Genomic DNA, 25,218 nt, shown 5'->3' with positions numbered 1-25,218 from the left:
TGGGGAAGGAGAACCAGATGCCACAGAACGCGGTGGTCGGCATGATCGCCGGCCTGCTGCTGGCGATAGCGGCGATCACCGGTGGTTTCGGTGGCTTCGTGCTCGCGCTGGTGCTCGGTGCGATCGGGGTGCTGGCGGGTCTGCAGCGCGACGGAGTGATCGATGTGCGGGACGTGGTACGGAGCCGCAACCGTGGTTGACCATGCCACCGCCCGCGGTGGCCTGGTCATCGCCGATCGCGTCGGTGAGAAGACCGCGGTCCGTGCGGCCCTCGGAGTCCACGGCGTCATCACCCACCGGACGACGCTCGGGTCGATGCTGTCCGGCTCGACGCCGGGCCGGGCCATCGCCGGTGGCGACTACCCGCAGGTCTCGGTGGACATGTCGGCGGCGACGCCGCGGGTGCAGGTGACGATCGCGGTGCGGTGGCCGTGCCGGCTCACCGATGTGTGCCTGATGGTGCGCGATGCGGTGACCCGCGATCTCGATCGGCTGACCGGACATCGACCGTCACGAGTGGACGTCTCCGTCGCGGCGGTGGTGAACGCCGCCGACATCGCCGCCACCGGTGACCCTCGTCGCGGCTACACCGAGCTGCCTCCGGTGCCTCCGGCGCCGAGGGAACCCGACCCGGCCCTCGACGATGCGGACGCAGACGCAAGGCCCGATGCCGAACGTCAGGAGGTACAGCGGTGACGACGCAGATGTCGGTTCCCGGCGAGCACAACCGCACGACCGCGGCCAAGACCGCCGACACTCACGACGCGAAGGTGTTCGCGCCGGCCGCGAATCCCACCGCGGTGGTGCCCGGTGTCCTGATCGGCGTCGCAATGCTCAGCCTCGCCGTGGTCGCCGTGCGCGACCTGCTCGTGGCGGCCGGCTGGATCTCCGGGCCCGGTTGGTTGACCACGGCCGCACTGTGGGTGGCCGACATCGACTGGTGGGACTGGATGTGGCCGGCGGCGGTCGCGTCGATCATCGTAGGCGGCGTGTTGCTCTGGCTCGCCGTGCGGCCCCGTCGGCGCACCCATCTGAGCGTCGCCGAGCACGAAGTGTTGTGGACCCGACGCGGTGATGTCGCACGGCGCTGCAGTGCTGCGGTCTCCGCGCTCGGCGGTGTGTCGCATGCGACGACCGTGGTGGGCCGTCGCACCGTGAAAGTGTCGGTCACGGTGCACGATTCGGTGGACCGATCGGTCATCGACCAGGTCGTGGGCGAGGTGTTGTCGACCATCGCCGCGCCGCTGCGTCGCAAGGTCAGAATCGTGAGCGCGCGCGGAGGTGATGAACGATGAACCGAAGGCCGGCGGTGTGGCACCGGCTCACAGTGGCGGTGATCGGTGCGCTGCTCGTAGCCGTCGGTGCGGGTGCGTTGCTGTGGCGAGCCGAGGTTGGTCCCGTACGGGACTGGATCGACCGGATCGATGCGGGATGGGCGGCGCGGACCGCCGAGACCGCCTGGTGGCCGGCGATCCTGGGCGCGGTGGCCATCGTCGCCGCACTGTGGGGTCTGCGGCTGCTCACGGCCACGGTCCGCCCCGGAAAGGTCGACGACCTCGTCCTCGACGGCAGCAATCGCTCCGGGGTGCTCACGGTGCCACCGAAACTGGTCGCGACCGCGGTCGGCGCCCAACTCGCCGCGAATCCGCTTCTCGACGGGGCGAAGGCCACGGCGACCGACGACCGCGGCCGAAAGATAATCCGGCTCACGGTCACGGCGCAACCGACGCGTTCCTATGACGAACTCGCCGGCGTCGTGGGCGATGCGGTGGACGAGATCCGCGACGCCCTCGAGGGTGCGCAGGTCCACGTGCAGGCCTTCATCCATCTGGAACCACACTCGAAGTGATCGGCGGCGGCCGTGAAGCTGCACGCCGATGAGCTACCGTGCGGGCATGCAGCGGATGGCACCGGCCGACGCTCGGACCTACTGGATGTCCGAGGCGATCCCCAACGATCAGTTCCTGGTGTATTCCTTTGCCGACCAGGGTGTCCCGCTCGACCGGTGGGCCGACGAGCTGCGCCGGCGATCGCGTGATGTGGCGGATCTGACCCGGCGCGTGCGCGATGTTCCGGCGGTACTGGATCGCCCGTTGTGGGTGACCTGCGGCGTGGACGACTCCCAGGTGCGACTCCATCGCGACGTCACGTCCTGGCCGGAGTGTCTGGACCGGATCGCGACCCTGATGTCGGCTCAACTGTCACCGACGAGGCATGCCTGGCGTGCCCACCTCTTGGGGCCGGTGACCACGCCGCGTGGGCGCGGTGTGGTGGTGGTCCTGCAGATCTGTCACGCGCTCGGCGATGGCAGACGTGCGGCCGACATCGCGCGAAAGTTGTTCGCTCCCGATGTTTTTCGTCCGAACGCGACGAGCCATACCGACGGTATGCCGCCTGCGGTCGCCGCCGGGGCGGCCGCCGCGATCGGTGGTGTGCTGCTGCCTGTGCGACTCGGCCGGATGATCTGGCGTGGCGGGTGCGCCTACCGGGCGGCTCGTCGTCGCCGGCCTACCGGGACGGCCGGATACCCGCCGACCGTGCTGAACCGTCCACCCGGCGACCGACGGAGCCTGCGGGTGATCGTTGTCGATCGGGATGCACTCCCGCGTGAGCACACCGTCACCGTCGGTGCCCTGACGGTGATCTCGATCGCCCTCGCGCGTCATCTCGGGATGCCCCGAGGTGGCATCGGGGCCGAACTGACCGTCGGCCGCAGCCGGCCGACGGCTGCGCGCAACAACTTCCGCAACGTCGGTGTCGACCTGCACCTCGAGATCGCGGACCCCGTCCGACGGTCGACGGCGATCGCCGCCGAGATCGCTCTCGCCCGCGACGCCGACGATGAACCCGCGCGGATCGCGCAGCGGCGCGCCGACGATGCGGTGCCGTCGATACTGACCCACTGGGGTGTCAGGCATTTCGACGTCGATCGCCGACCGGATCGGGTCACCGGGGTGACCGTGGTGTCCTCGGTCTACCGCGGCGCCGACGACCTCGCGCTCGGTGGTGGACGGGTTCAGTTCACCACCGGCTTCCCGGCACTGTCCCCGGCGCAGGGACTCACCCACGGCGTGCACGGGATCGGTGACACGGTGGCCATCTCGGTCACGACCAGTCCGGAGATCATGCCCGACGTCGACGGGTACATGGGCCTGCTCGACGAGGCGCTGACCCAGGTCGGCGGTGGCCGCGCTGGTCAGGACTCGTCGGGTTCGCCGCCGCGCGAGTAGCCGTTGCGCTCTGATCCGTCGGTGATCGCCGGATCGCCGTGTGGTGTCGAACCTCGTGAACCGCGCGTCAATCGCTTCGGCAGGCGGTCGGCCAGCCCACCGAGGGGTGCGACGGTCTGATTGAGCAGATCGACGGTCTGCGCCAACTCGTGCACGGTGTCCTGCATGGCCAGCAGGTTGGGGGCGAGCTGACCGATCACTTCAGTGAGTTCGGTGATCCGGTCCAGCGGACCCTCGGGCGCGATCGCGCGTTCGACCGCGCCGTTCTCGCCGACCAGTTGATCGAGCAGGCCGCCGTCGGCGGCCATCCGGTCGAGCACCCCACCGTCGGCGGTCACTTTCTCCATCACTCCGTCCGGCGCGGTCAGCTTGTCGACGATGCCGCCCTGCGATGTCAGCCGTTCGAGGATGCCCTCGTTCTCGGTGAACTGATCGACCACACCGCCGGGCCGGGTGAGTCGGTCGAGCGGTCCGTCCTTGGCGGTCAGCCGGACCAGGATGCCGCCCTCCTCGGTCATCTGCTCCAACAGACCGCCCTTGGCGGTGAGCTTCTCGAGTAACCCATCGGGGGCGGTCAGTCGGTCGATCACACCGTCGGGGTTCAACAGTCGTTCCAGGGGGCCGCCCGCGGCGAGGATCCGTCCGAACGGCCGGTCCGGCCCGAGAAGTTCGGCGAGTTGGTTGAGCAGCGCGATCGGTGTCCGTGAGCTGCCCAGTTCATCGCCGGACATCCCCAGCGCCGTGTTGACCTCGTGCTGGACGCTGTTGGCGGTCAGTCGGGCGATGGTGACAGCGGATTCAGCGGCGGTCAGTACCACGCCGGTCACGGCAAAGCCGAGTCGGAACGGCAACTCGATGACGCCGGGCGAACCGCCGTTGTTCTCAACCATGACCCTGACATTATGTGATGTCAGGTTCTGGCGGGAGGGGGCTTGGCAGATCCGGCGCGCCGATTCAGCCCTTCTTGGCTGCGGCCTTGGCTGCCTTCTTGAAATCGCGGACCTTCTGCAGCGACACCGGATCGGTGACGTCGGCCACCGATCGGAAACCGGCCTTGCCGTAGTCACCGACGACCTTGGTCCAGCCGGTCGGTTTCACGCCGAGCTGCTTGGCCAGCAGAGCGGTGAAGATCTTCGCCTTCTGATCGCCGAAACCGGGCAGGGCGCGGATGCGGTCGAACAGGTCGGCGCCCGAGGACGCCTCGGTCCAGATGCGTTCGGTGTCTGAGCCGTATTCGTCGACGACGACCTGTGCTAGGGCCTGGACGCGACCGGCCATCGACCGGCCGTAGCGGTGGATCGCCGGTGGGGTCGCACACAGATCGGCGAAGGACTCCGGGTCGGCGGCCGCGATCGCATCGGGCTCCATGGTGCCGAACCGATCGCGGATCTTGGCCGGCCCGGCGAAGGCGCGTTCCATCGGGAACTGTTGATCGAGCAACATCCCGGTCAGCAGCGCGAAGGCGTCGGTGGACAGCAGGGCATCGGCGGCCGGGTCCTGCGCAATCTGGAGATTCGCCATGGGGTCATCGTAGTTGGCCCTAGACTCTGGCCTCATGGGGATTGTGCGCAGGGGGCCGGGCAGCAGGGGTTGTGCACAGCGTGGGCGAACCCGCCGCTTCGCTGCTGCGGTGCTCGCCGTGGCCGCGGTGGTCGGCGGGGTGATCACCAACGGAGCGGGAGCCGCGCGGGCGATTCCCGAATACACCGATCCCAATCTCGTGACCACCCTGCGCTGCGACAGCGCGAACCCACTGCCGGGCCCGACCATCCCCATTCACGTCGATGTGTTCAACCAGATCCCGTTTCCGGCCGATGGTCTGCCCGGACCGGCGATCTCGCTGATCGCGTCGAACCGGGCACAGCCGGCAATCCTCGACTACACCATCGAGGTCCGGGTGTCCTGGCGCAACCTCGCCAGCGGCCGCAGCGGGACGGTCACCGTGCCGACCCGTGCGCGCACGGTCACCTGGCAGGTCGATCTCCACCCGGGTCCGGGGCCGGTCGCATTCACCATCCGGCAGAAGATCGGTGTGATGGCATTCGTGCCGATGGTCGGCGCGACCACGTCGACCTGCGCGGGCCGCGCCACGGCCTGAGAGAACGGATTTCGATACCAAATAGTGCGCGTAAATGCCCCGGCGCCGCGGGCTCGGACTAGTAGCCTGACAATCGCACTCCGCCTCGAGGTGGCGGAATTCGATGGTGAGGACACGGCAAATGGCGCAGTCGCACAACCCCGAGGCCGCTGAGCAACATACCGCGAAGGTCATCGGTGTCACGGTCGCCGCGGCAGTCGGCGGGTTCCTGTTCGGTTTCGACAGTTCGGTCGTCAACGGAGCGGTGGAGTCCATCGAGGACACCTTCGGCATGGCCGAACTGCTGACCGGTTTCGCCGTGGCCATCGCATTGCTCGGTTGTGCCCTCGGCGCCTGGTTCGCAGGTCGGCTCGCCGACGTGTGGGGACGCAAGCGCGTCATGCTGCTGGGATCGGCGCTGTTCATCATCAACTCGATCGGTACCGCATACACCCAGACGGTTCCGGACCTGTTGCTGTGGCGCGTCCTGGGCGGCATCGGCATCGGCATCGCCTCGGTGATCGCGCCGGCCTACATCGCCGAGATCGCACCCGCGCGCTACCGCGGCGCCCTCGGATCGCTGCAGCAACTCGCGATCACACTCGGCATCTTCGCGGCGCTGCTGTCGGACACGTTGCTGCAAAACGCCGCCGGAGGCCCGGAGAACGACCTCTGGTGGGGCCTGGAGGCGTGGCGCTGGATGTTCCTCGTCGGCGTCGTCCCGGCCGCCATCTATGGCCTGCTGGCACTGATGATTCCGGAGTCCCCGCGCTACCTCGTCGGGCGGCACCGCGACGAAGAGGCCGCGCGAATCCTCCAGGAGGTGACCGGCGAGCCCAATCCGCTCGACCGGGTCAAGGAGATCCGGATAACCGTCAAACGGGAGGCGCGGACGTCGCTGAAGGACATCCGCGGTCCGTCGTTCGGTCTGCATCCGCTTCTCTGGGTGGGTATTTGGCTGGCGATCTTCCAGCAGTTCGTCGGTATCAATGCGATCTTCTACTACTCGACCACGCTGTGGCAGTCGGTCGGCTTCAGCACCGACGAGGCATTCGTGACATCGGTGATCACCGCCGCCATCAACGTCGGGATGACGTTCGTGGCGATCCTGTTCGTCGATCGCATCGGTCGCCGCAAACTGTTGCTCAGCGGCTCGATCGGTATGTTCATCGGCCTCGTCATGGCCTGTATCGCATTCACCCAGGCGTCCTATCTCGACTCCGGCACCGTGGGTGACACGACCTGTACGCCGGGCAACACCAACGCCGATTGTCTTGCCCTGCCGGACCCGTGGGGCCCGGTCGCGCTGGTCGGGGCCAACGTGTTCGTGATCTTCTTCGCCGCCACCTGGGGACCGGTCATGTGGGTGATGCTGGGTGAGATGTTCCCCAACAGCATCCGCGGAGTCGCACTCGGTGTGTGCACCGCCGCCAACTGGTTGGCCAACTTCACGATCTCGATGCTGTTCCCGGAGATGAGCAAGACCCTTGGCCTGGGGTGGATCTACGGGTTCTTCGCCTTCTGCGCAGCGGCGTCGTTCTTCTTCGTGCGGTCCAAGGTGGAGGAGACCAAGGGGATGGAGCTCGAGGACATGGACGCGGCTGCCGCATCGCGCCTGTCCCAACTCGAGGCGATCCGGTCGGCCAAGGGCGGCGGTCGCTGATCAGTCGTCGTCGTTGTCCGGCTCGGAGCCGAGGCCGGTCAACAGCAGCCACTGTGCGGCGAAATAGCTTGCGAGCACCCAGGCCTCACCGGCTGCCGCGAGGCGCGGATTGTTGATGAGGTGACGTCGGTTGATGATCGTCAGGTCCGAGGCGAGAAAGAGCAGACCCCCGGTACGCATCGCCGATCGAGACGGGCGCATACCGGCGGCGGTGGCCGACATCAGCGCCAGGGAGTTGCCGTAACCGCCGAGTATCGGCAGCAGCCGCGGACGGTGCACCGCGAGGACGGTCGCGGATTCGGCGAGGACAGCGGTGCGGGCGAGGAGCCCCCGTCCAGATGGCCGTGCGCCGCGCCGCATCATCGCTGCCGTCAGGCACAACTGCGCGCCCGCGAACAGTGAGGCACCGAGCTGCAGCCGTCGATCCTTGTCGGCCGGTTCGTCGGCGAACTCCTCGAGCAACATGGCGCGATCGCCGGCGGCGGAGAAGGCCACCGCCCCGGCGAGTAGCGCATTGTCGGTTCCCGACCGAGTGCCCGCGTGCCGAGCGACGTCGACCCCGAGAAACAGCAGGGGAAGCGGTTTGGTGAGCGCTGCAGGCCGACGCCGGTGCGCTGCGCCGGCCACCGTGGCGGCGGTGGCCAGCGCCAGATAGGTGAGGGCGCGCCCGTCCGGCCGCCGAGTGAGACGCGGTTGGGAGGCCCTCACCGACCGGCCACGCGCGCGACGAACCATCGCATGTCGTTGTCGGACAACGCTTCGGACTGTTGTTGGTTGACCGCGAGATACGTGCGTGCGGTCACCCGGCGGTCGGCGTGCTGTGCGTCGTTGAGATACCGCAGCGACAGTGGCACGACGACATCCTGGTCGAACAGACTCTGCGTCATCATCACCGGCCGGGTGAATCCCTTGATCGGGATCATGTGGGTGCGGGAGACGACATCGAGCAGCTGGCCATTGCCCGACAACGGCTGGGGGAACAGCGATCCGAGGGTGGTGCCGGAGAACTCCGCGGTCAGGTCGTCGGCGCAGACCGCAGCAGCGCGATCGAGCCAGTGCCTACCGGAGTCGGTCAGGAACGCATCGAGATCGACCGATTCACGGGCGTTGCGGATCGCGCTGAGGGTGAACAGCACGGCGGACTCGACACCACTGGGCATGGTGCCGGTTTCGGGTCCGAGGCCGCCGATCAGTGTGTCGAACTCGACCGGGATGGACGACACGGCCGACCCGCGATAATCCAGCTTCGGTCCCTGCATGCGGGTGGCGGTGCGTGCGAGCTCGATGGCCGCGGCGGCGCCCTGGCCCTCACCGACTACAACCCAACGGCGACCGAGGTTCTCGGCGACATCGCGACTGGCCCGGACGGCATCGACGATGTTGCGCGAGGTGGTGTCTGTGTCGAAGTACTCCGGTGTGCCCTGCGTGCCCAATCCGGCGTAGTCCGGGGTCACCACGGCGTATCCGCGGTCGAGCCAGCGTGCGATCTCGTCGCTGTCGGCGCGGGTCGGTTGCGCTGACGGCGCACACCGGTCGGCGATGCCGCGGCTGCCGTGCGCCCACACCAGGATCGGCCAGCCGCCCGCTGGTGCTTTTCCGGCCGGCACCTCCACCGAACCGGTGGACAACCGTGGTTCCCGGTCGGTGCCGGTGCTCCAGTAGGTGAACGCGGCTCCGGAACCGGCAGTCGACGTCAGTCGGTGTTTGGGCAGGTCCCGGTTGGCGAACACCGACCCGGCGGCTCCCGCGGCCGGGGTGGCGCCGGGCGCACCCGCGGCGGTCGTCGGGGTGAAGACCGACGTCGCACCCAGCAGGAGGGCGGCGGCCGCGATGGGCAGTGCGGTGCGGGCGCTGCGAGTGGATCTCCGTCGGCGGATGGCGCGGCGGGGGTGAGGCGAGGACATGATGTGGCGGCTTCTCGTTGTCAAGGGGTGTGATCGTCCGAAGGGCCCGTCAGGCCTCGACTATGCCCACGGCGGGTAGGAAGTAGCAGGTGCGCCCGGCATGGTCGGCGGTTCCGTAGACGGCCGACAAGACGGTGCCGTTGCCGGTCTGCACCGGTGCCAGGCGGACCCCGGACAGCAGTGGCAGCGCCTTGAGGATCGGTGCGTCGCTGATCGGCTCGAGATCGGCGAATCCGCCCTGCAGGGTGGCCACGTTGAACCAGGCGATCTGCATCTTGGCGTCGGTTGTGCCGGCCGATGCCGGGACAAAGGCATACGCGGTCTGACCGTCATCGACGAGGTTCAGCTTTGGCAGGGTGATCCCGAACAGTTCCTCGAGCGGGGTCAGGGGTTCGGATGCCAGGGGCCATGGCCCTGGGACCGCGCCGGCGCCGGCGGTGACCAGCCCCAGCGGGTTGTCGTCGGTGGGAGTGGTGCAGAACGGCGCCACCGACGGGGTGAGTGGCTGTATGCCGAGGGTGCGCAGCAGCGCCATGGGGTCGGAGTCGGCTACCGGTGTCGCGGCACCGCGGACGGCGATCTGGTCGCTGGAGAGCTGGCCGACACTGGTCATGATGGCCTGCGCGGCGTCGAGTGCCATCCGGTCGACCCCGGCATCCTTCAGCAACCGCACGGCCGCCGCGAGTTCACTGTCGAAAGGGATGTCGGGCAGCGTCAGGGAATTCGGCTCTACCAGTGGCGCGGCTGCTGCGGGGGTCGCCAGAGCCGGTACACACAGTCCGGCAGCAGCTGCGACGGCAACGCCGAGCGCACCCGCTCGCAGACGGTACGGGCGACGACGGCGGCGTGTCCGCGCGCCGGCTCCCACCATGTCGCTGCCCACCATGTTCTCTCCTTCAACGATGCACGCCGCCGGGTCTCACCGGCGGTGTTACGAATGTGACAGATGTTGCTCAAGTTAAAAGAGAGCACGATTGACGGCGACGGAGCAAGTCGTGAGTCCGACCTGTGACATGGTCGCGATCATGGGGCGATCATCTGGCGGAGCGGATCGAACCCGCAGGTGGTGGACGTGTGGCGGTGATCACATGGTCCGTTGGGCACTACGACGACACCCCCGAGGACGTGAGTCCCGGGGGTGTCGAATGGTCGGGGTCGGTGACTATATGTGTCGCCGCCCGTGGGTCAGATGATGGCGAGGCCGATCGTCGGCACGATGGTGCAGCTGTTGATGCGTCCGTCGCTCTTGGTGGTGACGTCACCGTAGATCGTCGACACGATCCGACCCCTGCCGGTCTTGGCGATCCCGGTGAAGGTGCCCGGGCCGTCGGTCACATTGATCTTCGGGTTGCGCTTGAGCGGCTGCTGGCCGGTTCGGCCGTTGTCGATGTTGAGCCAGGTCACCCACAGCTTGCGATCGGGGTTGTTGATGGCCGGGCCGGTGCCGAGACTGGTGTAGACGTAACCGGCCTCACCGCGCTTGGGTCCCGGCGCGGGCGCATCCTGCGGACCGGCGGTGACCAACGCCCGGCCCAGCGAGTTGCCGCCGTCGGGACTGCCGTTGCCCTCCATGCAGCCGAATCCCAGCGTCGGATAAAGAAATTCCTGGATCTTCGGTGCATTGGGTCCCTGTGGGATCTCGGGCTCGCCGGGTTTGCGTTCCGCGGCCAGATGTCGCTGCGCTGCCACCCGTCCCGGCTCGCCGAGGAAGTCGATCACGTCCTGCCAGATCTCTTTGACCTTCGGCGGCAGACCGGGGGCGGCCGCGAGGGCTTTGGCCTGGTCGAGAAGCTGCGGGCTGATCTTGCCGTCCGGCCCCTTGGTGGCGACAGCGCCGATGATGGCGGGGGCGAAGGCGCCGAGCGAGTCGAGGACGCGCTGATCGACCTTGGGCTGTGCGGGTGCCGGCGCTGCATCGGCGACGGCGGGTACGGCCAGCGAGGTCGCCGCGACGAGGCTCATCGCCGCAACCGTGATCCGGCGTGCCGGGCGGCCGGCGTGGCTACGGGTGCGGGAGGAGCGCGGGCTCAGGAGTGCAGGCAAACGCACTGTTTCCGGTCCAATCGGTCGTCGGTGCGGGCCGGTTGTGGCCTGCACTCCGCGGTCAGTGACGGACGACGCAGATCGCGTCGCGCGTCATTCTATGCACCCGCCGACGACGGGCACCGTCCAGGGAGCCTAACGCCAAAGAATGTGACCAATGGTGTTGTTGATGCAATTGTTACTGATGGGGTTCGCTGTGGCAACGGTCGTGTAGTCGTGGAGTTACTGGTTAGATCGAGCAGTGGCCAGACGACGAGAGAGGTGGCCGTTCATCGTGATCGGTGTCCACAGACGCAGATACGTGACCAGGGCAGTCGCCGCAGTGGCAGCGGTGCTGACCGGTGCGACCGTGGTGGCCGGATGCGCCGACGACGCGGAGCCCGGCGCCGAGGTCACGTTGCTGACACACGATTCGTTCACCCTGCCGGATTCGGTGTTCGACACCTTCCGCCAGGAGACCGGATTGACCCTGAAGGTGGTCAAATCCGGAGATGCCGGCCAGCTCGCCTCGACCGTGTCGCTGACCCCCGGATCGCCCAAAGCGGATGCGGTGTTCGGCATCGACAACACCTTTGCCTCGCGTCCGATCGAGGCGGGTGCGCTCGAGCCCTACCAGTCGCCGATGGCGGCCGGCGGCGCCGCCGATTACGCGCTGCCCGATTCCGACAACGAACTGACCGCGGTGGACCGTGGCGATGTCTGCCTCAACGTCGACGACGACTGGTATGCCTCACGCGGTGAGGAACCGCCGACGAGTCTGCGTGACCTGCGTGACCCGAAATACGCGTCGCAGGCCGCCTTGCTCGATCCCGGTACCTCGTCGCCCGGACTCGCATTCCTGCTGACCACCATCGGGGTGTTTCCGCAGGGATGGCAGGATTACTGGAAGACGGTGACCGCAGGCGGTGCGACCGTGGTCTCCGGTTGGGAGATCGCCTATAACCAGCTGTTCTCCGCCGGTGAGGCGCAAGGCGACAAACCCATCGTGCTGTCCTACGCATCGTCGCCGGCCGCCACCCCGGGGACCTCGGCGCTCCTCGACAGCTGCTGGCGGCAGGTCGAATACGTCGGAATCCTCAAAGGGACCGACAATCTCACCGGCGCGCGAAAACTGGTCGACTTCATGCTCTCGCCGACGGTGCAGGAGGCCCTGCCGTCATCGATGTATGTCTATCCGGTGCAGAAGGGGACACCGCTGCCCGACGGATGGGTCCAGCGGGCCCCGGTGCCGTCCTGGACTGTCAGCCTCCCACCTGCCTACGTCGCGCAGAATCGGGAGGCGTGGCTGCAGGAATGGCGCGACGCCGTCGGGCGGTGACGGGCCGGCGTCTGGGCGTGTTCGCGCTGAGGTTGGTGCCCGCGGCTTTCATCCTGGTGTTCTTCCTGTGGCCGCTCGGTGCGCTCGTGCGACGCGCGGTCGAGGTGCGTTCGGGCGAGGGTATCGGTGCCTTGCTGCGTCGCACCAACGCCGTGGACCTGTTGGGCTTCACCCTGTTTCAGGCTGCCGCGTCCACCGTGCTGGCGCTGGTGGTCGCTGCGCCGATGGTGTGGCTGATCGCCCGTATCGACATCCCCGGCTCGCTGTTGCTGACGGTCGTGGTGACGGTGCCCTTCGTGTTGCCGACGGTCGTCGTCGGGGTCGCGTTCCGGGCTTTGCTCGATGGCCCGCTGGCCTTCGCTGACATCTCGTCGGGACTCTGGCCGATCCTGCTCGCCCACGCCTTCCTGAACGTCGCGGTGATCGCACGGGTGGTCGGGGCGGCGTGGCGGTCGGTGGACCCCCGGCTCGCCCAGGTCGCCCAGACGCTCGGCGCTTACCGGGCGCGCGCTTTCGTCGACGTGACCCTCCCACGCCTGCTCCCGGCGGTCGGCGCTGCCGCTGCGCTGGTCTTCCTGTTCTGTTCCACGAGCTTTGGGGTGATCATCATCCTGGGCAACGGGGAGATTCGCACTCTGGAGACCGAGATCTACACCCAGGCCGTCAGTTACTTCCGCATTCCGGAAGCGGTGACCCTGTCGATGCTGCAGATCGTCGTGGTGGTGGCCGCGCTGCTGCTGACCCGGCTGTTCACCGAGCCCGGCGGTTCGGGTCCCACCGCTGCGGCCGAGACCCGGGTACGGCCTCGGGGCAGGCAGTGGTTGCCGGTGTCCGCCGCTCTGGCGTGGGTCGCGGTGGTCCTGGTCGCGCCGCTGGCGGTCCTGGTGGTGCGTTCGGTACGCCCCGGAGCCGACGGGACCTGGACGCTGGCCGGCTACCGCGCGCTCAACGAATCGGTCAACGGCGTCACCCCGCTGGAATCGCTGCGCTACTCGTTGGTCACGGCCGCGCTCGCGATGGTGATCGCGCTGGTGGTCGGTCTCCTCGCCGCCATCGCGATGCATCGATCCACCGGGGCCTGGGCGGCAGCGGGGGGCGTCATTACTACCATTCCGCTCGGAATCAGCGCGGTGACACTGGGATTCGGCTATTTGATCGTGCTCGCGGCGTTGCCCCGGGAGGTGGCCGCATCGCCACTGGTCATCCCGTGCGTTCAGGCACTGATCGCCATCCCGGTGGTGGTACGGGTGGCGGTGCCCGCGCTCGAATCGGTGTCGTGGCGACTGCGGCAGGCCGCGATGACGCTCGGCGCGTCACCGCTGCGGGTGTTCTGGACCGTCGACCTGCCGATGATCGGACGGTCTCTGGGCGCGGCCGGCGGGTTCGCCTTCGTGATGGCGCTCGGGGAGTTCGGTGCGACGAGTTTCCTGGCGCGCGCCGACACCACCACGCTGCCGGTGCTGATCGGGTCCGCCCTGAACCGACCCGGCGCGGAGAACCTGGCCACCGCCATGGCAGCGTCCGTGGTACTGGTCGCCGTGACGACCCTGGCGGTGACGATCGTGGAGGCGCTGCGGCCGCGCCAGGGGGCGCTGCTCTGAGATGGTGGATCGCTGACATGCTGGAACTCGACAATGTGGCAGTGCGGTACGGATCGACCACGGTGATCGACGAACTCACCTGGTCGACGGGCACCGGCGGATCGGTGGTGACCGCATTGCTGGGTCCCTCGGGGTGTGGCAAGTCCACGCTCATCCGGGCCATCGCCGGACTGGAGCCCCTGACAACGGGGCGGATCATGTTCGATGGCCAGGACCTGGCCGACACTCCGGCGCATCGGCGTGACTTCGGGGTGGTGTTCCAGGATGGGCAGCTCTTCGGCGGGCGCAGTGTGGCCGCCAACATCGCCTACGGGTTGCGGATGCGTCGATGGCCCCGTCCAGCAATCCGGGTGCGAGTTGAGGAGATGCTCGAACTGGTCCGTCTCAGCGGGTTCGGGGAGCGTCGCGTGGAGGAGCTCTCCGGGGGCCAGGCGCAACGTGTCGCGCTGGCCCGGGCGCTGGCACCCCGCCCGCGGCTGTTGTTGCTCGACGAGCCACTCGCCGCGCTCGACCGGTTGCTGCGTGACCGGTTGGCCACCGAGATCAGAGACATCGTCACGAGCACCGCGACCCCGACGATCGTGGTCACCCACGATCACACCGAGGCCGCGCTGATGGCCGACTCGATCTCGGTGATGCGCAGTGGCGCGTTGGTGCAGACCGCCGCGCCGGCTGAGCTGTGGCTGAGCCCGAAGGACGAGTGGACGGCCCGGTTCCTCGGCGTGACCACCGTGCTGGCCGCCGAGGTCACCGACGGACGAGCGGTGACCTCGCTGGGGGAGGCCACCCTCGATCTCCCGGACGGACACGCGTCGTTGGGGCTACGGCCCGAGTCCGTGCGTGCCGTCGGTGTCGTCGGGGAGAGCCCGTCGTCCGGCGTAGTCGCGGCCGTAGCCGATCTGCCGGCCGGTCGCCGGCTGCGGGTGCAGGTGGGCCACATCGAACTCGATGCCATCACCTCGGATCGACTCGGCGTGGGCGACCGGGCCGCCCTCGAGCTGGTCGAAGAGCGGGTCGCGGTGATCGGCGAATGACCGGACACCGGATCGTGGTGGCCGGGGCGGTCCTGGACCGTGATCGATTACTGCTGGCGCAGCGGCGCTATCCACCCGACCTGGCGGGCCTCTGGGAGCTACCGGGCGGCAAGGTCGAGGCGGGGGAGAGCCCCGCGGACGCGCTGCGTCGAGAACTGCGTGAGGAGCTCGGGGTGACGATCGCGGTGGGCGCGGCGCTGCGCGAATCGGTCGCCTTGACCGGCGATCTCACGCTGGTCGCCCTGCGGGCGCGCATCGAGTGCGGCACCCCGCACCCCGCCGAACACGAGGCGCTGCGTTGGGTGGATGCGCCGGGCCTGCGACTGATGCACGACTCGGGTCGACTGGTACCCGCCGACAACGTGTGGGTGCCCGAACTGCTCGGCGACCTCGGCGGGTGAGATGACATCGATGCGGGCCAGGCTCACCCGCGGTTCAGCTCCTCGGCCAGCATCACGATGATGCCGCTGGGCCCCCGCACGTAAGTGAGCCGATAGCTGTCCCCATAGGTCCCCACGCCGCGCAGCGGGTGGCACCCGTGGCGAGCGGCGATCTGCAGTGCTTCGTCGAGGTCATCGACCGAGAACGCGACGCGGTGCATACCGATCTCGTTCGGACGCGTGGGTGCGGTCTCGATCGCGTCGGGGTGGATGTATTCGAAGAGTTCGAGACGCCCCAGGCCGTCGGGTGTCTGCAACATGGCGATCCTGGCGTGGTTGCCGTCGAGGCCGACGGCCGTGTCGGTCCATTCGCCGCTGACCGTGTCGCGACCGAGCACCTCGAGTCCGAGGTCGGTGAAGAATGCGATGGCCGCGTCGAGGTCACGTACGGCGATGGCGACGTTCTCGAGTTTGATGCCCATGCCCGGATCCTACGAGCGTCTCCCGTTGGTCCCTGAGGCGCGAGCTTGCGAGCGACACGAAGGGCCCTCGCACACCCTCAGGCCGCGCGCGCCCGCTTAAGGGCCTTGGTGAGCTGCTTCTTCGTCATCTGCGCACCGTCGAGTTTGCGCATCCGATGGACCACCACCGGGCACCGTACGCACCTGGTGGACTTGCGGCAGCATTTCTTCTTCGGCTTCAGCTCGGCGATGTCCGCCGGGTGGACCTTGCCCATGCGCCGGACATTAGCATGCCCTAACTTATCGGCCGACCCGGAGATGTGATCGCGATCTCAGCTTGTCGCCCGATACCCTGTACGCGTTGACTTGTCCACCGGTGATCGACCGGTCCCCATCGCAGTGAAAGAGAGCTCAGTGAGCGCTGTCCACAACTTCCGCAACGTCGCGATCGTCGCGCACGTCGACCACGGCAAGACCACGCTGGTCGACGCGATGCTGCGCCAGTCGGGGGTCTTCGGCGAGCGCGCCGAACTCGTCGACCGCGTGATGGACTCGGGTGACCTCGAACGCGAGAAGGGCATCACCATTCTCGCGAAGAACACCGCGGTCCATCGTCGCCAGCCCGACGGCACCGAGGTCGTCATCAACGTCATCGACACGCCCGGCCACGCCGACTTCGGTGGCGAGGTCGAACGCGGCCTGTCGATGGTCGATGGTGTGGTGCTGCTCGTCGATGCCTCCGAGGGTCCGCTGCCGCAGACCCGGTTCGTGATGCGCAAAGCACTCGCCGCATCGCTGCCGGTGATCCTGGTGGTGAACAAGACCGACCGCCCGGACGCGCGCATCCAGGAGGTCGTCGACGAGAGTCAGGATCTGCTGCTCGACCTCGCCTCCGACCTGGACGACGAGGCCGCTGCCGCGGCCGAGCTCGCACTCGAGCTCCCCGTGCTCTATGCCTCCGGCCGCGCCGGCGTCGCCAGCACCGAGCAGCCCGCCGACGGCGAGGTGCCGTCGGGGGAGAATCTCGACCCGTTCTTCGATGTGCTCCTCGAGCACGTTCCCGCGCCCAAGGGCGACCCCGATGCGCCGTTGCAGGCGCATGTGACCAACCTCGACGCGTCGGCGTTCCTCGGTCGCCTCGCCCTGGTCCGTATCCACAACGGCACCCTGCGCAAGGGCCAGCAGATCTCGTGGTGTCGTGAAGTGGACGGGGAGCCGGTCGTCGAGAAGGCGAAGATCACGGAGCTGCTGGCCACCGTCGGCGTGGACCGCGCCCCGGCCGAATCGGCCGTGGCCGGTGACATCGTCGCGGTGGCCGGTATGCCGGAGATCATGATCGGTGACACCCTCGCCGACCTCGACAACCCGGAGCCGCTACCGCGGATCACCGTCGACGAGCCGGCGATCTCGGTGACCATCGGCACCAACTCCTCGCCGCTCGCCGGCCGGGTGTCGGGCCACAAACTGACCGCCCGGATGGTGAAGTCGCGCCTGGACTCCGAACTCGTGGGCAACGTGTCGCTGCGGGTGCTCGACATCGGCCGTCCCGACGCCTGGGAGGTCCAGGGCCGCGGCGAGCTTGCACTGGCCATCCTGGTCGAGCAGATGCGACGCGAGGGCTTCGAACTCACCGTTGGCAAACCTCAGGTGGTGACCCGCAAGGTCGACGGCAAGGTGCAGGAGCCGTTCGAGCACCTGACCGTCGACGTCCCCGAGGAGTACCTCGGTGCGGTCACCCAATTGCTTGCCGCCCGCAAGGGCCGCATGGAGCACATGAACAATCACGGCACCGGCTGGGTCCGGATGGAGTTCATCGTGCCCTCGCGAGGCCTGATCGGGTTCCGCACCGACTTCCTCACCGAGACCCGGGGAACCGGCATCGCCAACGCCGTGTTCGACGGATACGACGCGTGGGCCGGCGAGATCCGCGCACGCCACACCGGATCGCTGGTCAGTGACCGCACCGGCAGCGTCACCCCGTTCGCGATGATCCAGCTCGCCGACCGCGGCACCTTCTTCGTCGAGCCGGGTGCCGACACCTACGAGGGCATGGTCGTCGGGATCAATCCGCGTGCCGAGGATCTCGACATCAATGTCACGCGCGAGAAGAAGCTGACCAACATGCGCCAGTCGTCGGCCGACGTGATGGAGACCCTCGCCAAGCCGATGCAACTCGACCTCGAGGGCGCGATGGAGTTCTGCGCCGCCGATGAGTGTGTCGAGGTGACGCCCGAGGTCGTGCGGGTGCGTAAGGTGCATCTCGACTCCTCGACGCGCGCCCGCGAGCGCTCGCGGGCGAAGTCGCGTGACCAGGCGGCCGGATAGCCGGCGCGTGTGCGCCCGGCGTCGATTCGCGCCGTGACGAGCTTGTGGGGGTGTTGTCGGTGAGTCGTTGGCAGGCGGGAGCGGGCCGCGTGAGACAGTCGGTTTCCGGTGGACGCAGGGTCCGGCTGCTGGCACTACTCGGCGCTCTCGCGCTGCTGGCGACGGCGTGTATGTCCAACCCGCCGCCGCCGGTGCGAGAAACCGCTCCACCGCCCACTCCGACCGAGTACCCGACCGAGAAGACGGTCTATGTCGCGACCGATTCGGTCGGTGGCGGCTTCAACCCGCACATCGGTGCCGATCAGGGCACTGTCACCACCGCGGTCGCGGCGATGACCCTGCCGAGCGCATTCCGGCCGGTCGCAACGCCGGAGGGAGTGGTGTGGCAACGCCAGGAGGCGTTGATCACCTCGGCCGAGGTCACCTCACGTGACCCGTTCACCGTGACCTATCAGATCCACACCGATGCCCAGTGGTCGGACGGGCTGCCGGTCACCGGTGACGATTTCTCGTATCTCTGGCAACAGATGTCGCGCCAGCCCAATGTGGTGGCGCCCGCGGGATACCGGCTCATCGACTCCGTGCAGTCGCGCGCAGGCGGTAAAGAGGTGCAGGTGACCTTCGCCCAGCCCTATCCGGCGTGGCGGCAATTGTTCACCGATCTGCTGCCCAGTCACGTGTTGCGGGGTGCTCCGGCCGGTTTCCAGACCGGTATGGACAGCGGGAAACCGGTGTCGGCGGGCCCGTTTGCGATCGTCTCCATCGACCAGACCCGCGACGAGGTGCGGTTGGCTCGCAACGACCGATACTGGATGGAACCGCCCAGTCTCGATCAGGTGGTGCTGCGACGTGCCGGCACCGCATCGCAGATGGTCGAGTCGGTGCGGACGGGCGACTCGGCGATCGCCGCGGTGCGGACCAGCCCGGCGACCACCGCCGAACTGTCGGCCGTTCCCGGTCTGATGACCCGCCGCAGCCCCACGTCGCGGGCTCTGTCGATCAGCGTCAACGCCCGCACCTCGACGATGCGTGCACTACCGATACGGCGTGCCGTGCTGGGAATGATCGACCCGGATCTGGTGACCCTGGCCGGTGCCGGGGACGACATCGTCACGCCGTTCGCCAACACCGTTTTCGCACCCACCGATCCCGGATACTTCCCGGTGGATCGTGTCCGGCCGACGGCCGATGAGATCGCCGGTCTGCTCGCCGACGAGGGTTACCAACGGGCAGCGCCCGACGAGGAGACCACTAATCCTTCCGGTGCTCCGTCGGCCTCGATGGGTGCGTCGAGCGCGCCCGCATCGCCCGCCGAGTCGGGTTCCGACGGCCCCAGCGCGTCCGACGGTGGCACCGAGGTGGAGCCGCTACCGGCCGGAATCGCCCCATACCGCAAGGACGGCGACGACCTGGTGATCCGGGTGGGCGCCATCAGCGGGGATCCACGATCCACCTCGGCGGCGGCCAACATCGTCGACCAGTTGCGCGGCCAAGGCGTCCGGGCAACGGTGCTCGCGCTGCCCAACAGTGAGCTCTACGGTGTCGCGCTGACCAACGCGCGTGTCGATCTCGTGGTGGGCTGGCAGGGCCTCGGCGTGCCGGCCGCGGCATCGCTGGCCTCCCAGGTCGACTGCGATCAACCCAAGCCGGGGACCGCGCCGTCACTGTCGACGCCGCCTACACCGGCCAGTGTGTCGCCGGGTCGCGAGGGCGCGGCCGACGACAGCTATGCGAGTAATGTCTCCGGGATCTGCGATCCGCAGCTCATCGGTCTGGCCCGCGAAGCGCTGTCCGCGCCGAACCCGATCCCACTGCTCACCGAGGCCGAGCCGTTGCTCGCCGCACAGTCGGTTTATGTGCCGCTGTATCAGGACAGCATGTTCGTCGGCCTCACCGACCAGGTCGTCGGGGTTCCGCTGTCCGGACCGATCCAGGTCGCCATCTTCGGCGACACGGTCGCCTGGGAGCAACGATGACCACCGACACCTCGCGGCGTTTGCTGCTGCTGCACGCGCATCCCGACGACGAGACGATCATGACCGGCGGCACCATCGCCCGTTACCTCGCCGAGGGCGTCGACGTGCGCGTGCTGACCTTCACCCTCGGTGAAGAGGGCGAGGTCATCGGCGACGAATGGGCGCAGCTGGCCGCCGACGGTGGAGCCGATCAACTGGGCGGATACCGAATTGCGGAACTGAGCAGCGCGCTGGCCGCGCTGAGTCCGGCTGGGCGACCGGCGCTGCGGCCGAGATTTCTCGGCGGAGCGGGGCATTGGCGGGACTCCGGCATGGACGGCGCACCGTCTGCGCAGCATCCGCGCGCGTTGGTCCGGGCCGGGTTCGACGATCTCGTCGACACCCTCGTCGACGAGATCGTGTCGTTTGCACCGCAGGTCGTCGTCACCTACGACAACGCGGGCACCTACGGCCACCCCGACCACAAACTGGTCCACGCGTCGACCGTGGCGGCCCTGCCACGGGTGCATGCTCGGATGGCCGGCGGGTCGCTGCCCGAGCCGGTGAAGGTCTACGAGTCGATCACCGAACGCTCCGCGCTGCGTTCCGGGTTGTCGGCGGCGGCAGGCCGGGTGCCGAACGGCTGGCGACTACCGGCAGCCGACGAGTTGCCCAGCCACCCCGACCACACCATCACCACCGAGATCGACGTCGGCGACGTCGTCGATCGCAAGGTTGCCGGATTGCGCGCACATGCGACTCAGGTGACCGTGGCGCCGTCCGGATCCGAATACGCGCTGTCCAACAACATCTTGCAGCCCGTCTTCGACCGGGAGCACTTCGTGCTGATCTCCGCGCGCCACCGGCCCGAGCCGGGGCGACGGGAGACCGACCTGTTCGCCGGGATCGACTGATGCGTCCCGTCGACCGCGCATTGCTGGCCTTGCTGGTGGTGAACGGCATCGTCGTCGGTGTGTTGTCGGTGGCGTTCGTCTACCTGCGTTTCGGCGGCATCGCGATCCCGGTGGCGGCGGTGCTCGCCGGGATCGTCAACGCGGTGTTGCTCTGGCTGGCTGCGGCCATCACCGACGGACCGTTGCGTTTCCTCCCGCTGCTGGCCTGGTTGCTGGTGCTGGTCGCCGGCGCGCTGCCCGGCCCGGGCGGCGATCTCGTGCTGGTGCCGGACGGAACGTTGGTGCTGCCCACCCTCGGTCTGCTCGCCATTGGCGCAGGCGTGCCCTTTCTGCTTGCCTGGACCCGGCGGTTGCCCGATCCCGACGACCGCTGAGCAGCGCCGGTCCCGGGCCCGTCGGGGCGTCGAGGCCGGTTCGCCGGGTGCGGTTAGAGTGAGGGAATGGTCCTGCGGGAGTGGGCTCGGGACGCGCACGCCACTGTGCAGGCCGTCCGGGCAGCTGTGCGTCACGTCGCCGACGATCCGTCGTCGCTCGGCGACGACGAGTGGCTAGCGTTGCTCGGTGCCTCCGGCGCCGAACTCGACGAGCTCTGCGCGCTGGCCGACGACGCCCGCCGGACGATCACCGGAGACGAGCTCACCTTCGTCGTCAACCGCAACCTCGACACCTCGGTCGTCGGCTCGGGTCGGCCCGACGTTCCCGATGTCAGCGATCTGGTCGTCGAGGCATGGGAATTGGGTGCCACCGAGATCTGCCTGCAGGGACCGCTGTCCGTCGACGCTCCCACCGACGGGTACCTGCGCCTGGTCGACACCATTCACGCGGCGGCCCCGCAAATGCATCTGCACGCCTTCCGCCCGCCCGAGGTGCGCGACGCCGCCACTCGGATGGGGGTGTCGGTGACCGAGTTCCTGCGCCGTGCACACGCGGCCGGACTCGGCTCCGTGCCCGGCACGGCCGCCCAGATTCTCGACGGCGACGTCCGTGCGCATCTTGCCGGTGGCGCCGCCCCACCTGTGGCCGAGTGGGTGTCGACCATCGAGGCGGCCCACCAGGTGGGAATGTTCTCGACGGCGACGATGCTGTATGGACACGTGGAGACCCCGCAGCATCAGCTCGACCATCTGCGTGCGCTGTGCGAGATGCAACGCCGCACGCGAGGGTTCAGTGAGCTCATCTTGATGCCACTGCTGCCCGAGAACGCCCCACCGCATCTGCGGGAGGTGGCCACCACGCCGGTCACCCGGCGCGAGACCCGAGCCGTGCATGCGGTGGCCCGGCTGCTCACCCTGGGCACCTTCGACCACATTCAGGTCGCCTGGACCAAACACGACGCCGACACCACCGAGGCGTTGCTGGGCGGCGGAGCCGACGACATCGGGGGCCTGCTCATCGACGGCGACCTGATGCCGGACGCCGGCCAGGAGGCCGGACGGGTACTGGGCGTCGACGCGATCGCCGACCTCGGCGCACGGCTGGGACGCAATCCTCGCCAGCGAACCACCGGCTATGCGGATCCGCCGGCGCAGCGATTGACACCGATACCCCAGGTTCGTCGGTGAGCAGGACGTCTACTGCCGAGCCGCTGGTGATCGACGTGGCCATCGTCGGTGCCGGATTCGCCGGCATCGGCATGGCCACGCAATTGGCGCGGCGCGGACGAGACTCGTTCGTCGTCCTCGAACGGGCCGGTGGCGTGGGCGGCACCTGGCGGGACAACACCTATCCCGGCATCGCCTGCGACATCCCGGCACATCTGTACTCCTTCTCCTTCCGGCCTCCGTGGGACTGGGCGACGCTGTATCCGCAGGGTGCCGAGATCCGCCGCTATCTCGAACAGACGGTTGTTGACGAGGGGCTGACACCGCACATCCGGCTCGGCTGTGAACTCCGCGATGCGCGATGGTCGGACGCCGAATCTCGTTGGGAGATCGAGACCAGCGCGGGTGCCGTGTGCGCGCGGGTGTTGGTGATGGCCGTCGGGCGACTGTCTGAACCGCACATACCCGACATCGACGGACTCGAATCCTTTACCGGCACAGTCGTTCACACAGCGCAATGGCGTGACGACCTGCTCGCCGGAGGCGAGCGGATCGGGGTCGTGGGTACCGGTGCCTCCGCGGTTCAGGTGATTCCGCACCTCGCTGCGGACGCCGAGGAGCTCGTCGTGTTCTCCCGCACACCACCGTATGTCGTGCCGCGTGACGATCGCCGGTTCACCGTCGAGGAACGAGCCGAACTCGCGGTGCCTGAACGTGCGCAGGCAGTCCGGCAGGACATGCTCGCCGACGCCGACCGGGCCTTCCGGCAGCGCCTGGGGTTGCGGCCCGACATCGATGCCATCCGCGAGCGCGCCTCGAGTCATCTCCGCCGGCAGGTCGCCGCCCCGGGCCTGCGCGCGGCGCTGACCCCGGACTACGAGATCGGCTGCAAACGCATCCTGCTCAGCGATGATTTCTACCCGGCGCTGCAACGGCCGAATGTGGTGTTCGAACCGAGCGCGCTCGACTCGGTCGTCGAGTGCAAGGCGCGCGCGGTCAGTGGACAGACCTACGACCTCGATGTGCTGGTGATGGCGACCGGTTTCGAGGCCACCCGGCTACCTGCCGCGGTACGGGTGCGGGGCCGCCACGGGGAGGTCCTGGACGACCACTGGTCGGCGGGCATGGTGTCATTCGCCTCCACGGCGGTCCACGGTTTCCCGAACATGTTCGTCCTCGACGGTCCGAATGCTGCCCTGGGACACAATTCGGCCATCTACATGATCGAGACGCAGTTGGATTATGTGGTGGGCGCTCTGGATCACATGGCGCGCAACGCCATCGACGCCATCGAGGTGACCGCGGCGGCCGAAGAGGCCTACACCCGGGAGATCGACGAGCGCAGCGCCTCGACGGTGTGGTTGACCGGATGCAACAGTTGGTACGTGGATCCCAGAAGCGGTCGGCTGACCCTGTTGTGGCCCGGCACCGCGGTGTCGTTCCGCGAACGCAACGGCACCTTCGATCCGACGCCCTATGAGATCGAATCCCGACCCGTCGACGAAGGAGGTCGATACCCGTGACAGACGAGACGATCGCCGATGCACTCGACGCCGCCCGTTGCGGCGCCGACCTCGATGAGACTCAGGCCGCCGCGTTGCTCGCCTGCTCCGGTGACGACTTGATCGCACTGCAGGAGATCGCCTCGCGGCTGCGTGACGACGGCCTCGCCGGGGCCGGACGCGACCGGCAAATCACCTATTCCCGAAAGGTGTTCGTCCCTCTCACCCGGCTGTGTCGGGATCGATGCCACTATTGCACCTTCGTCACCGTCCCCGGCAAACTCGCCCGCGCCGGGCAGGGCATGTACCTCGAGATCGACGAGGTACTCGAGATCGCCCGCAACGGTGCCGCGCTCGGGTGCAAGGAAGCACTGTTCACCCTCGGTGACCGCCCGGAGGATCGCTGGTCGCAGGCGGGTGAGTGGCTCGCCGCGCGGGGGCATGACTCCACCCTCGACTATGTCCGGGCGGCAGCGGTTGCCGTATTGCAGGAGACGGGTCTGCTCCCGCACCTGAACCCGGGGGTGATGAGTGCGGCCGAGATGCGGGCGCTGCGCCCGGTCGCGCCGTCGATGGGCATGATGCTCGAGACCACCTCGCGTCGGCTGTTCACCGAGAAGGGGCAGCCGCACTACGGCAGTCCGGACAAGGATCCGCGCGTGCGGCTGCAGGTACTGCACGACGCAGGGGCCGAACGCGTCCCGTTCACCACCGGCATCCTGGTCGGGATCGGGGAAACCCTCTCCGAGCGCGCCGAATCCATCATCGCGATCCGCGACATCCACCGGGCGCACGGACACATCCAGGAGGTCATCGTGCAGAACTTCCGCGCGAAGCCGGATACGGCGATGCGCGGCACCCCGGATGCCGAGATGACCGAATTCCTGGCGGCGGTGGCCGTGGCCCGTGTGGTGCTCGGACCGCAGATGCGAGTGCAGGCGCCGCCGAATCTGGTGTCGGCGCGGGAGTGTGCGGCGCTGATCGCCTCCGGTGTCGACGACTGGGGTGGCGTATCACCGCTGACGCCCGATCACGTCAACCCCGAACGCCCCTGGCCCAACCTGGACGCGCTCGCGGAGATCACCGCGGAGTCGGGCTACATACTCAGCGAACGCATCACCGCGCAGCCGCCGTACGTGCTCGCCGGTTCGGAGTGGATCGATCCGGGTCTGGCCGGGCACGTCGCCGCCATCGCCGACCCGTCGACGGGTCTGGCGGCCGACGTCCACCCGCAGGGCCGTCCCTGGCCGGCCGTCGCCTGATCTCGGCC

Annotated in this window: 26 protein-coding genes; 18 read left to right on the top strand and 8 right to left on the bottom strand. The window is 68.3% G+C overall.

Annotated features, from left to right (window positions below; all coding sequences use genetic code 11):
* Nucleotides 1-17 precede the first annotated feature (17 nt).
* Genes ACIGKQ_RS02410 through ACIGKQ_RS02390 form a run of 5 tightly spaced genes read left to right on the top strand, consistent with a single transcriptional unit; the run spans nt 18 to nt 3,230 of the window.
* A complete protein-coding gene (locus ACIGKQ_RS02410; protein ID WP_266061799.1) occupies nt 18-200 on the top strand; it encodes a DUF2273 domain-containing protein in 183 nt (60 codons plus the stop codon).
* Nucleotides 193-696 carry an Asp23/Gls24 family envelope stress response protein gene (locus ACIGKQ_RS02405; RefSeq protein WP_266061797.1) on the top strand — a complete coding sequence of 168 codons (504 nt, stop codon included), beginning with the start codon at nt 193-195 and terminating at the stop codon, nt 694-696. The genes ACIGKQ_RS02410 and ACIGKQ_RS02405 overlap by 8 nt, the downstream gene beginning before the upstream one ends.
* Nucleotides 693-1,295, top strand: a complete 603-nt coding sequence (locus tag ACIGKQ_RS02400; protein WP_235722413.1) for a DUF6286 domain-containing protein — start codon at nt 693-695, stop codon at nt 1,293-1,295. Before ACIGKQ_RS02405 ends, ACIGKQ_RS02400 begins: the two co-directional genes overlap by 4 nt.
* Nucleotides 1,292-1,849, top strand: a complete 558-nt coding sequence (locus tag ACIGKQ_RS02395) for an alkaline shock response membrane anchor protein AmaP (RefSeq protein ID WP_235722414.1) — start codon at nt 1,292-1,294, stop codon at nt 1,847-1,849. Before ACIGKQ_RS02400 ends, ACIGKQ_RS02395 begins: the two co-directional genes overlap by 4 nt.
* Nucleotides 1,850-1,877: 28 nt before the next feature.
* A complete protein-coding gene (locus ACIGKQ_RS02390; RefSeq protein WP_235722415.1) occupies nt 1,878-3,230 on the top strand; it encodes a WS/DGAT domain-containing protein in 1,353 nt (450 codons plus the stop codon).
* Here the strand turns inward: ACIGKQ_RS02390 and ACIGKQ_RS02385 are convergent.
* Both ACIGKQ_RS02385 and ACIGKQ_RS02380 read right to left on the bottom strand, forming a co-directional pair.
* Nucleotides 3,197-4,120 (bottom strand): hypothetical protein, encoded by a 924-nt coding sequence (locus ACIGKQ_RS02385; protein ID WP_396572141.1) that lies wholly within the window; start codon nt 4,118-4,120, stop codon nt 3,197-3,199. The two genes, ACIGKQ_RS02390 and ACIGKQ_RS02385, sit on opposite strands and share 34 nt — an antisense overlap.
* A 64-nt stretch (nt 4,121-4,184) precedes the next feature.
* A complete protein-coding gene (locus ACIGKQ_RS02380) occupies nt 4,185-4,751 on the bottom strand; it encodes an HhH-GPD-type base excision DNA repair protein (protein ID WP_235722417.1) in 567 nt (188 codons plus the stop codon).
* Between the two features lie 34 nt (nt 4,752-4,785).
* Here ACIGKQ_RS02380 and ACIGKQ_RS02375 point away from each other — a divergent pair, with 34 nt between their 5' ends.
* Complete coding sequence (locus ACIGKQ_RS02375; RefSeq protein WP_235722418.1) at nt 4,786-5,328, top strand: hypothetical protein; 543 nt, start codon at nt 4,786-4,788, stop codon at nt 5,326-5,328.
* Nucleotides 5,329-5,449: 121 nt separating this feature from the next.
* Nucleotides 5,450-6,970 carry a sugar porter family MFS transporter gene (locus tag ACIGKQ_RS02370; protein WP_235722419.1) on the top strand — a complete coding sequence of 507 codons (1,521 nt, stop codon included), beginning with the start codon at nt 5,450-5,452 and terminating at the stop codon, nt 6,968-6,970.
* Here the strand turns inward: ACIGKQ_RS02370 and ACIGKQ_RS02365 are convergent, their stop codons facing one another.
* From ACIGKQ_RS02365 to ACIGKQ_RS02350, 4 genes are all read right to left on the bottom strand, one after another.
* Complete coding sequence (locus ACIGKQ_RS02365; protein ID WP_396572139.1) at nt 6,971-7,678, bottom strand: lysoplasmalogenase family protein; 708 nt, start codon at nt 7,676-7,678, stop codon at nt 6,971-6,973.
* Nucleotides 7,675-8,874: a lipase family protein gene (locus tag ACIGKQ_RS02360; protein WP_396572137.1), complete on the bottom strand. Its 1,200-nt coding sequence runs from the start codon at nt 8,872-8,874 to the stop codon at nt 7,675-7,677. Before ACIGKQ_RS02360 ends, ACIGKQ_RS02365 begins: the two co-directional genes overlap by 4 nt.
* Nucleotides 8,875-8,923: 49 nt before the next feature.
* On the bottom strand, nt 8,924-9,760 hold the full coding sequence (locus tag ACIGKQ_RS02355; RefSeq protein WP_372474967.1) for a hypothetical protein: 837 nt from the start codon (nt 9,758-9,760) through the stop codon (nt 8,924-8,926).
* A 299-nt stretch (nt 9,761-10,059) separates the two neighbouring features.
* Nucleotides 10,060-10,836 carry a hypothetical protein gene (locus ACIGKQ_RS02350; RefSeq protein ID WP_235722423.1) on the bottom strand — a complete coding sequence of 259 codons (777 nt, stop codon included), beginning with the start codon at nt 10,834-10,836 and terminating at the stop codon, nt 10,060-10,062.
* Between the two features lie 382 nt (nt 10,837-11,218).
* Here ACIGKQ_RS02350 and ACIGKQ_RS02345 point away from each other — a divergent pair, with 382 nt between their 5' ends.
* Genes ACIGKQ_RS02345 through ACIGKQ_RS02330 form a run of 4 tightly spaced genes read left to right on the top strand, consistent with a single transcriptional unit; the run spans nt 11,219 to nt 15,271 of the window.
* The gene (locus ACIGKQ_RS02345) at nt 11,219-12,235 is read left to right on the top strand and encodes a thiamine ABC transporter substrate binding subunit (protein WP_396572134.1); all 1,017 of its coding nucleotides are present in this window, start codon (nt 11,219-11,221) and stop codon (nt 12,233-12,235) included.
* Nucleotides 12,211-13,836, top strand: coding sequence for an iron ABC transporter permease (locus ACIGKQ_RS02340; RefSeq protein WP_235722777.1), 1,626 nt, complete (start codon nt 12,211-12,213; stop codon nt 13,834-13,836). Before ACIGKQ_RS02345 ends, ACIGKQ_RS02340 begins: the two co-directional genes overlap by 25 nt.
* A 17-nt stretch (nt 13,837-13,853) precedes the next feature.
* Entirely contained in the window at nt 13,854-14,870 is a 1,017-nt protein-coding gene (locus tag ACIGKQ_RS02335; protein ID WP_396572132.1) for an ABC transporter ATP-binding protein, read from the top strand.
* Nucleotides 14,867-15,271 (top strand): (deoxy)nucleoside triphosphate pyrophosphohydrolase, encoded by a 405-nt coding sequence (locus tag ACIGKQ_RS02330; protein ID WP_235722428.1) that lies wholly within the window; start codon nt 14,867-14,869, stop codon nt 15,269-15,271. Before ACIGKQ_RS02335 ends, ACIGKQ_RS02330 begins: the two co-directional genes overlap by 4 nt.
* 23 nt (nt 15,272-15,294) lie before the next feature.
* Here ACIGKQ_RS02330 and ACIGKQ_RS02325 read toward each other — a convergent pair whose 3' ends face one another.
* Together ACIGKQ_RS02325 and ACIGKQ_RS02320 are read right to left on the bottom strand one after the other, a co-directional pair.
* On the bottom strand, nt 15,295-15,732 hold the full coding sequence (locus tag ACIGKQ_RS02325) for a VOC family protein (RefSeq protein WP_235722430.1): 438 nt from the start codon (nt 15,730-15,732) through the stop codon (nt 15,295-15,297).
* A 77-nt stretch (nt 15,733-15,809) separates the two neighbouring features.
* A complete protein-coding gene (locus tag ACIGKQ_RS02320; protein ID WP_235722432.1) occupies nt 15,810-15,986 on the bottom strand; it encodes a hypothetical protein in 177 nt (58 codons plus the stop codon).
* A gap of 139 nt (nt 15,987-16,125) precedes the next feature.
* On the opposite strand from ACIGKQ_RS02320, the gene typA reads away from it, so the two are divergent.
* The 7 genes from typA (at nt 16,126) to cofG (ending at nt 25,210) form a co-directional block, all read left to right on the top strand.
* Nucleotides 16,126-18,036: a translational GTPase TypA gene (gene typA / locus ACIGKQ_RS02315; RefSeq protein WP_235722433.1), complete on the top strand. Its 1,911-nt coding sequence runs from the start codon at nt 16,126-16,128 to the stop codon at nt 18,034-18,036.
* A gap of 44 nt (nt 18,037-18,080) precedes the next feature.
* Nucleotides 18,081-20,012 (top strand): ABC transporter family substrate-binding protein, encoded by a 1,932-nt coding sequence (locus ACIGKQ_RS02310; protein WP_396572130.1) that lies wholly within the window; start codon nt 18,081-18,083, stop codon nt 20,010-20,012.
* Nucleotides 20,009-20,905 carry an N-acetyl-1-D-myo-inositol-2-amino-2-deoxy-alpha-D-glucopyranoside deacetylase gene (gene mshB, locus ACIGKQ_RS02305; protein WP_235722435.1) on the top strand — a complete coding sequence of 299 codons (897 nt, stop codon included), beginning with the start codon at nt 20,009-20,011 and terminating at the stop codon, nt 20,903-20,905. The genes ACIGKQ_RS02310 and mshB overlap by 4 nt, the downstream gene beginning before the upstream one ends.
* Nucleotides 20,905-21,279, top strand: a complete 375-nt coding sequence (locus ACIGKQ_RS02300; protein ID WP_396572128.1) for a facilitated glucose transporter — start codon at nt 20,905-20,907, stop codon at nt 21,277-21,279. The genes mshB and ACIGKQ_RS02300 overlap by 1 nt, the downstream gene beginning before the upstream one ends.
* A gap of 66 nt (nt 21,280-21,345) precedes the next feature.
* Nucleotides 21,346-22,467, top strand: coding sequence for an FO synthase (locus tag ACIGKQ_RS02295; protein ID WP_396572126.1), 1,122 nt, complete (start codon nt 21,346-21,348; stop codon nt 22,465-22,467).
* On the top strand, nt 22,464-23,969 hold the full coding sequence (locus tag ACIGKQ_RS02290; protein WP_396572124.1) for a flavin-containing monooxygenase: 1,506 nt from the start codon (nt 22,464-22,466) through the stop codon (nt 23,967-23,969). The genes ACIGKQ_RS02295 and ACIGKQ_RS02290 overlap by 4 nt, the downstream gene beginning before the upstream one ends.
* Nucleotides 23,966-25,210, top strand: a complete 1,245-nt coding sequence (gene cofG / locus ACIGKQ_RS02285; RefSeq protein ID WP_235722442.1) for a 7,8-didemethyl-8-hydroxy-5-deazariboflavin synthase CofG — start codon at nt 23,966-23,968, stop codon at nt 25,208-25,210. Before ACIGKQ_RS02290 ends, cofG begins: the two co-directional genes overlap by 4 nt.
* Nucleotides 25,211-25,218: the final 8 nt, after the last annotated feature.

The organism is Gordonia sp. NPDC062954, assembly GCF_044543825.1.
In the GTDB taxonomy this organism is placed as follows: domain Bacteria; phylum Actinomycetota; class Actinomycetes; order Mycobacteriales; family Mycobacteriaceae; genus Gordonia; species Gordonia tangerina.
Note: the sequence above shows the minus strand (reverse complement) of the source record. Positions and strands in the feature narration are given on the sequence as shown.

Excerpts from the sequence above, each read along its gene's own strand:
- ACIGKQ_RS02335 (WP_396572132.1), top strand. The coding sequence starts at position 13,854 with ATGCTGGAACTCGACAATGTGGCAGTGCGGTACGGATCGACCACGGTG.
- ACIGKQ_RS02390 (WP_235722415.1), top strand. The coding sequence starts at position 1,878 with ATGAGCTACCGTGCGGGCATGCAGCGGATGGCACCGGCCGACGCTCGG.
- ACIGKQ_RS02360 (WP_396572137.1), bottom strand. The coding sequence starts at position 8,874 with ATGTCCTCGCCTCACCCCCGCCGCGCCATCCGCCGACGGAGATCCACT.
- ACIGKQ_RS02385 (WP_396572141.1), bottom strand. The coding sequence starts at position 4,120 with ATGGTTGAGAACAACGGCGGTTCGCCCGGCGTCATCGAGTTGCCGTTC.
- ACIGKQ_RS02380 (WP_235722417.1), bottom strand. The coding sequence starts at position 4,751 with ATGGCGAATCTCCAGATTGCGCAGGACCCGGCCGCCGATGCCCTGCTG.
- ACIGKQ_RS02325 (WP_235722430.1), bottom strand. The coding sequence starts at position 15,732 with ATGGGCATCAAACTCGAGAACGTCGCCATCGCCGTACGTGACCTCGAC.
- ACIGKQ_RS02375 (WP_235722418.1), top strand. The coding sequence starts at position 4,786 with ATGGGGATTGTGCGCAGGGGGCCGGGCAGCAGGGGTTGTGCACAGCGT.
- ACIGKQ_RS02410 (WP_266061799.1), top strand. The coding sequence starts at position 18 with ATGCCACAGAACGCGGTGGTCGGCATGATCGCCGGCCTGCTGCTGGCG.
- ACIGKQ_RS02370 (WP_235722419.1), top strand. The coding sequence starts at position 5,450 with ATGGCGCAGTCGCACAACCCCGAGGCCGCTGAGCAACATACCGCGAAG.
- mshB (WP_235722435.1), top strand. The coding sequence starts at position 20,009 with ATGACCACCGACACCTCGCGGCGTTTGCTGCTGCTGCACGCGCATCCC.
- ACIGKQ_RS02330 (WP_235722428.1), top strand. The coding sequence starts at position 14,867 with ATGACCGGACACCGGATCGTGGTGGCCGGGGCGGTCCTGGACCGTGAT.
- ACIGKQ_RS02350 (WP_235722423.1), bottom strand. The coding sequence starts at position 10,836 with ATGAGCCTCGTCGCGGCGACCTCGCTGGCCGTACCCGCCGTCGCCGAT.
- ACIGKQ_RS02340 (WP_235722777.1), top strand. The coding sequence starts at position 12,211 with ATGGCGCGACGCCGTCGGGCGGTGACGGGCCGGCGTCTGGGCGTGTTC.
- ACIGKQ_RS02395 (WP_235722414.1), top strand. The coding sequence starts at position 1,292 with ATGAACCGAAGGCCGGCGGTGTGGCACCGGCTCACAGTGGCGGTGATC.
- ACIGKQ_RS02295 (WP_396572126.1), top strand. The coding sequence starts at position 21,346 with ATGGTCCTGCGGGAGTGGGCTCGGGACGCGCACGCCACTGTGCAGGCC.
- ACIGKQ_RS02320 (WP_235722432.1), bottom strand. The coding sequence starts at position 15,986 with ATGGGCAAGGTCCACCCGGCGGACATCGCCGAGCTGAAGCCGAAGAAG.
- ACIGKQ_RS02300 (WP_396572128.1), top strand. The coding sequence starts at position 20,905 with ATGCGTCCCGTCGACCGCGCATTGCTGGCCTTGCTGGTGGTGAACGGC.
- ACIGKQ_RS02355 (WP_372474967.1), bottom strand. The coding sequence starts at position 9,760 with ATGGTGGGCAGCGACATGGTGGGAGCCGGCGCGCGGACACGCCGCCGT.